At 29.1% G+C, this 5,935-nt stretch carries 5 protein-coding genes; 2 read left to right on the forward strand and 3 right to left on the reverse strand.

All coding sequences use genetic code 11. The features are described 5' to 3' along the window. Nucleotides 1-154: 154 nt before the first annotated feature. The 3 genes from ACIQ11_RS08275 to ACIQ11_RS08285 all read right to left on the reverse strand — a co-directional run bounded on the left by ACIQ11_RS08275 (nt 155) and on the right by ACIQ11_RS08285 (nt 2,155). Nucleotides 155-571, reverse strand: coding sequence for a hypothetical protein (locus ACIQ11_RS08275; protein WP_396154185.1), 417 nt, complete (start codon nt 569-571; stop codon nt 155-157). A 65-nt stretch (nt 572-636) separates the two neighbouring features. Beyond that, on the reverse strand, nt 637-1,200 hold the full coding sequence (locus ACIQ11_RS08280; RefSeq protein WP_396154186.1) for a 5-formyltetrahydrofolate cyclo-ligase: 564 nt from the start codon (nt 1,198-1,200) through the stop codon (nt 637-639). Beyond that, nucleotides 1,169-2,155, reverse strand: coding sequence for a succinylglutamate desuccinylase/aspartoacylase family protein (locus ACIQ11_RS08285; RefSeq protein ID WP_396154187.1), 987 nt, complete (start codon nt 2,153-2,155; stop codon nt 1,169-1,171). Before ACIQ11_RS08285 ends, ACIQ11_RS08280 begins: the two co-directional genes overlap by 32 nt. A gap of 130 nt (nt 2,156-2,285) precedes the next feature. Here ACIQ11_RS08285 and uvrC point away from each other — a divergent pair, with 130 nt between their 5' ends. After that, on the forward strand, nt 2,286-4,073 hold the full coding sequence (uvrC, locus tag ACIQ11_RS08290) for an excinuclease ABC subunit UvrC (protein ID WP_396154188.1): 1,788 nt from the start codon (nt 2,286-2,288) through the stop codon (nt 4,071-4,073). A gap of 3 nt (nt 4,074-4,076) precedes the next feature. Beyond that, on the forward strand, nt 4,077-5,935 hold a 1,859-nt coding region (locus ACIQ11_RS08295; RefSeq protein WP_396154189.1), incomplete at its 3' end, for a patatin-like phospholipase family protein.

Below are 5,935 nucleotides of genomic sequence, written 5' to 3' on the forward strand. Positions count from 1 at the left end.
AGAAAAATTAGATTTTATATTTTCCTTCTGAAAAAAAAGCACTACTAAAAGCGGCAATATGTATATAAATTTTTTCATCTTCATATAATATAAGATTAAAAAAGAAGTAAATTTTCACTTACTTCTTTTTATATTTTTATTGATTTGACAGGAATTATGCCATCCAATTCGTCCAAGGAATTCTTGATAAGATTAACAGTAATCCTAAAGTATAAAAAATACCAATTTTTTTAAACTTCCCATTACTGCTTTCTTCTTTTTTATGTTTGCTCCAACCAATTGTAATTAAAACAATTGCGATGATATTAATCAAAGGATGTTCCATAGCTGTTAAGCGAATAGCCGAATTTGACATTTGACTTAAACCTGCTTTTCCGATTGGAGATTCAACCCAAAGAACAATTCCAACCAACAACTGAATATGACTAAAAATTAACGCAATTAAAGAAATGCTTCTGTCTTTTGAAGTAAAATTTCTTTTTGCTGAAAGCCCTAAAAAGGCATTAATAACAGCTAAAACCAATACGGCTAAAACAGCATAAGCTAACGTAGAATGAATAGATTGTAACATAGTTTGTTTTTTTAGTAATAATTTCAAATATAATAAAATATATGGAATTCCTATTTAAATTAATATTAAAAATTGTAAACCTTAGTTGGTGTTACACAATAATCTAACTGAATATCAATAGATAAAGTATCGGAAATTAATTTTTCGGATTCAAAAAAAGAAAGACCAATTTTTATGGTTTCTGGTTGGCATTTTGACAAAAACTGATCATAAAATCCTTTACCATAACCTACTCTATTGCCTTTTTCATCAAAAGCTAAAAGAGGCACAAAAACCACATTAATTTTAGAAACAGGAACTTCTAATCCGTCAACTGGCTCAGGAATGTTGTACTTATTTTTTTTTATTTTGGTCGCATCTGTTAATAGAAAATGAGTCATTTCTCGAGTTGAAAAATCGCTTACAGAAAGCACAATGTTTTTATCTTTTCCTGCTAAAACTTGTAAAATATATTCTGTATTTACCTCATTTTTGGTTTCAATAGGTAAAAAAATATGATAAAAACTGTGTTGCCAAATATCTAAATGAATAATTTGATTGGCAATTTGTAAGGATAAATCTTCAATCGTAGCTTCAGATAAATTTTGCCTTAAATCGTTATACTTGGTTCTTAATTCCTTCTTCGTCATTTTCTAATTTAGTTGAAATATGAAAAACCGCATCACCTTGATACACAATTGGCGCATCATTTACATTTATTAAATAGCCATCATGTGGTGCTTTTAGTTTATGACTTACTTTGCCAAAAGGATCAGAAATTTTAGCTAATAATTCGCCTTTAGTAACATAACTTCCAATTTGTTTTAAACCATGAAACATTCCAGAAAAATTAGCTCGTATCCAATCCGACGTTTCAATATATATGGTTTGGTGCGGTTTTGAAATTTCGTGTTTATTTTTTAACATATCGAAATGTGTTAAAAATCGTTTGGTTCCTTCTACAGCTTCTTTAGTTACGCCATTATTTATATCTACAGATTTTCCACCTTCAAATAATAACATTTTCACATTCATTTTATCACATGAACTTCTAAACGAACCAGAAATATTATTAGAATATAAGGTAAAAGGCGCACCAAATACATCTGAAAGTGTTTTTAATTCAGCATTATTAGGTACAATTCGAATTTGTGGCGCATTAAATCTTTGGGCACCACCCGCATGAAAATCTATTGCATAATCTATATGAGGTATAATTTCTTTTAAAATATAATACGCGAATTGGCTTGCTAAAGAACCTGTTTTGCTTCCAGGAAAAATTCGATTTAAATCTCTACCATCAGGAAATTCTCTGGTTTGATTAACAAATCCAAAAATATTAATTACAGGAATACAAATAATAGTACCTCGTTTTGGTTTATTAATTTTTTTTACAATTAATTCTCTAACTATTTCAGTGCCGTTAATCTCATCACCGTGTAAACCAGCAGTTAATAGCACTACCGGACCTTCTTTTTTACTTCTTTCCACAATAATTGGAATGTGTAAATCGGTCATCGTATGCAATTTTCCAATTTGCATATTGATGGTTTTACTCTTTCCAGGTAATATCGTTTCGTTAAAAATAGTAATTTCCTTGTGCATACTGTGTTTTACTTTTTGCTAAAGTAATAAAAATTTACTTTATGCTAAATCAATTGTTTTTTGTTATTTTTGTAAGACTATGTCAAGTCAAATTACTGAATACTAAAAAACCGAACACTGTATACTGCAAATGACACCACTCGAACTACAAATTCAAACCTTACCTGATAATCCTGGTGTATATCAGTATTACGACAAAGACAATAAGATTTTGTATGTTGGGAAAGCAAAAAATTTAAAAAAACGCGTACAATCGTATTTTACCAAAAACCACGATAATTATAAAACTTCGGTACTTGTAAAAAAAATAGTTACTATCAAACACATTGTCGTTCCTACAGAAACCGATGCGTTATTGTTAGAAAACAATCTTATTAAAACACTACAGCCAAGATATAATGTGCTGCTTCGTGATGATAAAACGTATCCTTGGATTTGCGTCAAAAAAGAAGCGTTTCCAAGAGTATTTTCTACTCGAAAAATGATAAAAGATGGCTCGGAATATTTTGGTCCCTACACCAGTTTTAAAACCGTAAACACGTTATTAGAATTAATTAGAGAATTATATCCTTTACGAACTTGTAATTTTGATTTATCACTAACAAACATTAGAGCTGAGAAATATAAGGTCTGCTTAGAATACCATATTGGAAATTGTAAAGGTGGTTGTGAAGGATACGAAACGCAAGAAAATTATCAAAAACAAATTACAGTTATTCGAGAAATTTTAAAAGGAAATTTTAAAGAAAGTCTAAAAGATTTTAAAAACCATATGCAGATTTTAGCCTCTGAAATGAAGTTTGAAGAAGCACAAAAAATTAAAGATAAAATTGAAGTATTAGAAAACTATCAAGCAAAATCAACTATAATAAATCCGAAAATTACCAATATTGATGTTTTCTCCATTATTTCAGATGAAACAATGGCGTATGTTAATTTTTTACAGATTTCACACGGCGCTATTATTCGATCGCACACCTTAGAATTAAAGAAAAAATTAGACGAAACCAATCAAGAATTATTAGAATTAGCAATTGTTGAAATTAGAGCGCGATTCTTTTTAACTTCAACAGAAATAGTAGTGCCTTTTGAAATAGATTTAGGCGATAAAATAAGAGTAACTGTTCCTAAATTAGGCGATAAAAAAGAGATTTTAAACTTATCTGAACGAAACGCAAAATATTACAGATTAGACCAATTAAAACAAATTAAAATTGTAGATCCAGACCGACATACAAATCGTATTATGGCGCAAATGCAAAAAGATTTACGACTTTCTGTAGAGCCAAGACATATTGAATGTTTTGATAATTCTAATATTCAAGGAACAAATCCTGTATCAGCTTGTGTGGTATTTAAAGATGGAAAAGCAAGTAAAAAAGACTATCGCCATTTTAATATCAAAACCGTTGAAGGTCCGAATGATTTCGCTTCTATGGAAGAAGTGGTGTATAGAAGATATAAAAGATTACTAGACGAAAAAGAATCTTTACCGCAACTAATTATCATAGACGGTGGAAAAGGACAATTATCTTCTGCGTTAAAAAGTTTGGAAGATTTAGGTTTGCGAGGAAAAATTGCCATTATTGGTATTGCGAAACGGTTAGAAGAATTGTTTTATCCAGATGATCCGATTCCTTTGTATTTAGATAAAAAATCGGAAACGCTAAAAATCATTCAACAATTACGAAACGAAGCACATCGATTTGGAATTACGCATCATCGCGACAAAAGAAGTAAATCGGCATTAAATTCATCAGTAGATAGTATTCCTGGCATTGGAGAAAAAACAATGATAACCTTAATTTCGCACTTTAAAAGCGTAAAAAGAATAAAAGAGGCAACAGAATCTGAAATTTCTTCAGTAATTGGACTTTCAAAAGCAAAAAAAATTTCCGACTTTTACAAAAAAGAATAACAAGTGATAAAGAAACAAGTAAAAAGTAAAAAGAGCAAATTGAATCACATTCGTGGTACATTTTCTTGTTTTATACTTTCTGCTTTTGTCTTCTTACTTTTGCCTTTTAACTCAATTGCACAAGACAGCATAAAAAAACCTAAAATTGGTTTGGTCCTTTCTGGCGGCGGCGCAAAAGGATTGGCGCATATTGGTGTTTTAAAAGTAATCGATTCTTTAGGAATTAAAGTGGATTATATTGGCGGCACCAGTATGGGCGCGATAGTTGGAGGTTTATACGCATCCGGATATACTGGTAAACAATTAGATTCTATATTTAAAACCTTAAACATAGACGATTTAGTTCAGGATAATATTCCGAGAAAATCTAAATTACTTTTTAATAAAAGAAGCGATGATATCTATGCTTTATCATTGCCCTTTAAAAAATTAAAATTAGAAACCCCAAATGCACTTTCAAAAGGTTTTTATAATTATCATTTTTTATCTAAATTAACGTATCACGTAAGAAATACGAGAGATTTCAAAAAATTACCAATTCCGTTTTTCTGTATGGCAACAGACATTGAAACTGGAGAAGAAATTGTATTAAATAAAGGGATTTTTCCGCAAGCATTAATAGCTAGCAGTTCTGTTCCAAGTATTTTCTATCCAATTGAAATTGAAGAAAGACTGCTAGTTGATGGTGGCGTTACAAATAATTATCCAATTGAAAAACTCAAAGAATTAGGTGCCGAATTTATTATAGGTGTAGATGTCCAAGAAGAATTAAAAGATCGAAATGAGCTAAAAGGCATTACGACTATTTTTGGGCAAATTTCTAATTTTTACACGCTTTCTCAAATGAAAAATAAGCAGCAACTTTCGAATATTTATATCAAACCAGAAATTAAAGGGTATTCTGTTTTATCTTTCGAGAATGGAAAAAAAATTATTAAAAATGGAGAAAATGCCACTAGAAATTTTTTATTAGAACTACAAAAATTTGAAAATAAAGCCTATCAGAAACCTGACTTAAAACTTATTAAAGATTCTATTTTTATTGGAAATATTGCTTTTACAGAACTAAAAAATTACACACGAGCATATGTTTTAGGAAAATTACGATTTAAACCCAACACAAAAGTAAGCTTCGAAGATTTTCAAAATGGGATTCAAAATTTAAGTAATACTCAAAACTTTAGTTCGGTAAAATATCAATTTAACGAAAAAGATATTTTTATCAGTTTACGAGAAAATAAAATAAATACTTTTTTAAAATTTGCCCTGCATTACGATCAATTATATAAAAGTGGTGCTTTGGTTAATATTACCCAGAAAAAAATAATCTCAAAAAATGATATGGTTTCTTTGGATTTAATTTTTGGTGATAATTTTAGATACGATTTTAATTACGTAATTGACAATGGCTATTATTTTAGTTTTGGAATTAATTCTAGTTTAAATAAATTCAATAGAAATGTAAATTCAGCATTTGGAATTCAAAGTTTTTTAGACAATTCGTTTGAAAAAATAAATATAGATTATTCCAGTATTAATACTAAAGTTTTTCTTCAAACGGTCTTCTTTAGAAAATTTAGTATTGGTGGTGGATTAGAATTACAAAATTTGTTATTAAAATCCGATAATTTGTCTGACGCAACTAAAACAATCGAAAATAGCAATTATTTATCTTTAATAGGATTTCTCCATCATGATACTTTTGATGATAAATATTTTCCAAAAAAAGGGTGGTATTTAAATAGTAACTTTAATTATTATTTTAGTTCATCGGATTATACCAATCAATTTTCAAAATTTTCTATCTCTAAAACCGATTTAGGAATTGCCATGGAGCCAATTAAAAACCTCTCCTTAATTAT

Origin of the sequence: Flavobacterium sp. (genome assembly GCF_044361065.1) — a bacterium.
In the GTDB taxonomy this organism is placed as follows: Bacteria; Bacteroidota; Bacteroidia; order Flavobacteriales; family Flavobacteriaceae; genus Flavobacterium.

Coding starts and splice junctions, on each gene's coding strand:
- uvrC (WP_396154188.1), top strand. CDS start 2,286: ATGACACCACTCGAACTACAAATTCAAACCTTACCTGATAATCCTGGT.
- ACIQ11_RS08285 (WP_396154187.1), bottom strand. CDS start 2,155: ATGCACAAGGAAATTACTATTTTTAACGAAACGATATTACCTGGAAAG.
- ACIQ11_RS08280 (WP_396154186.1), bottom strand. CDS start 1,200: ATGACGAAGAAGGAATTAAGAACCAAGTATAACGATTTAAGGCAAAAT.
- ACIQ11_RS08275 (WP_396154185.1), bottom strand. CDS start 571: ATGTTACAATCTATTCATTCTACGTTAGCTTATGCTGTTTTAGCCGTA.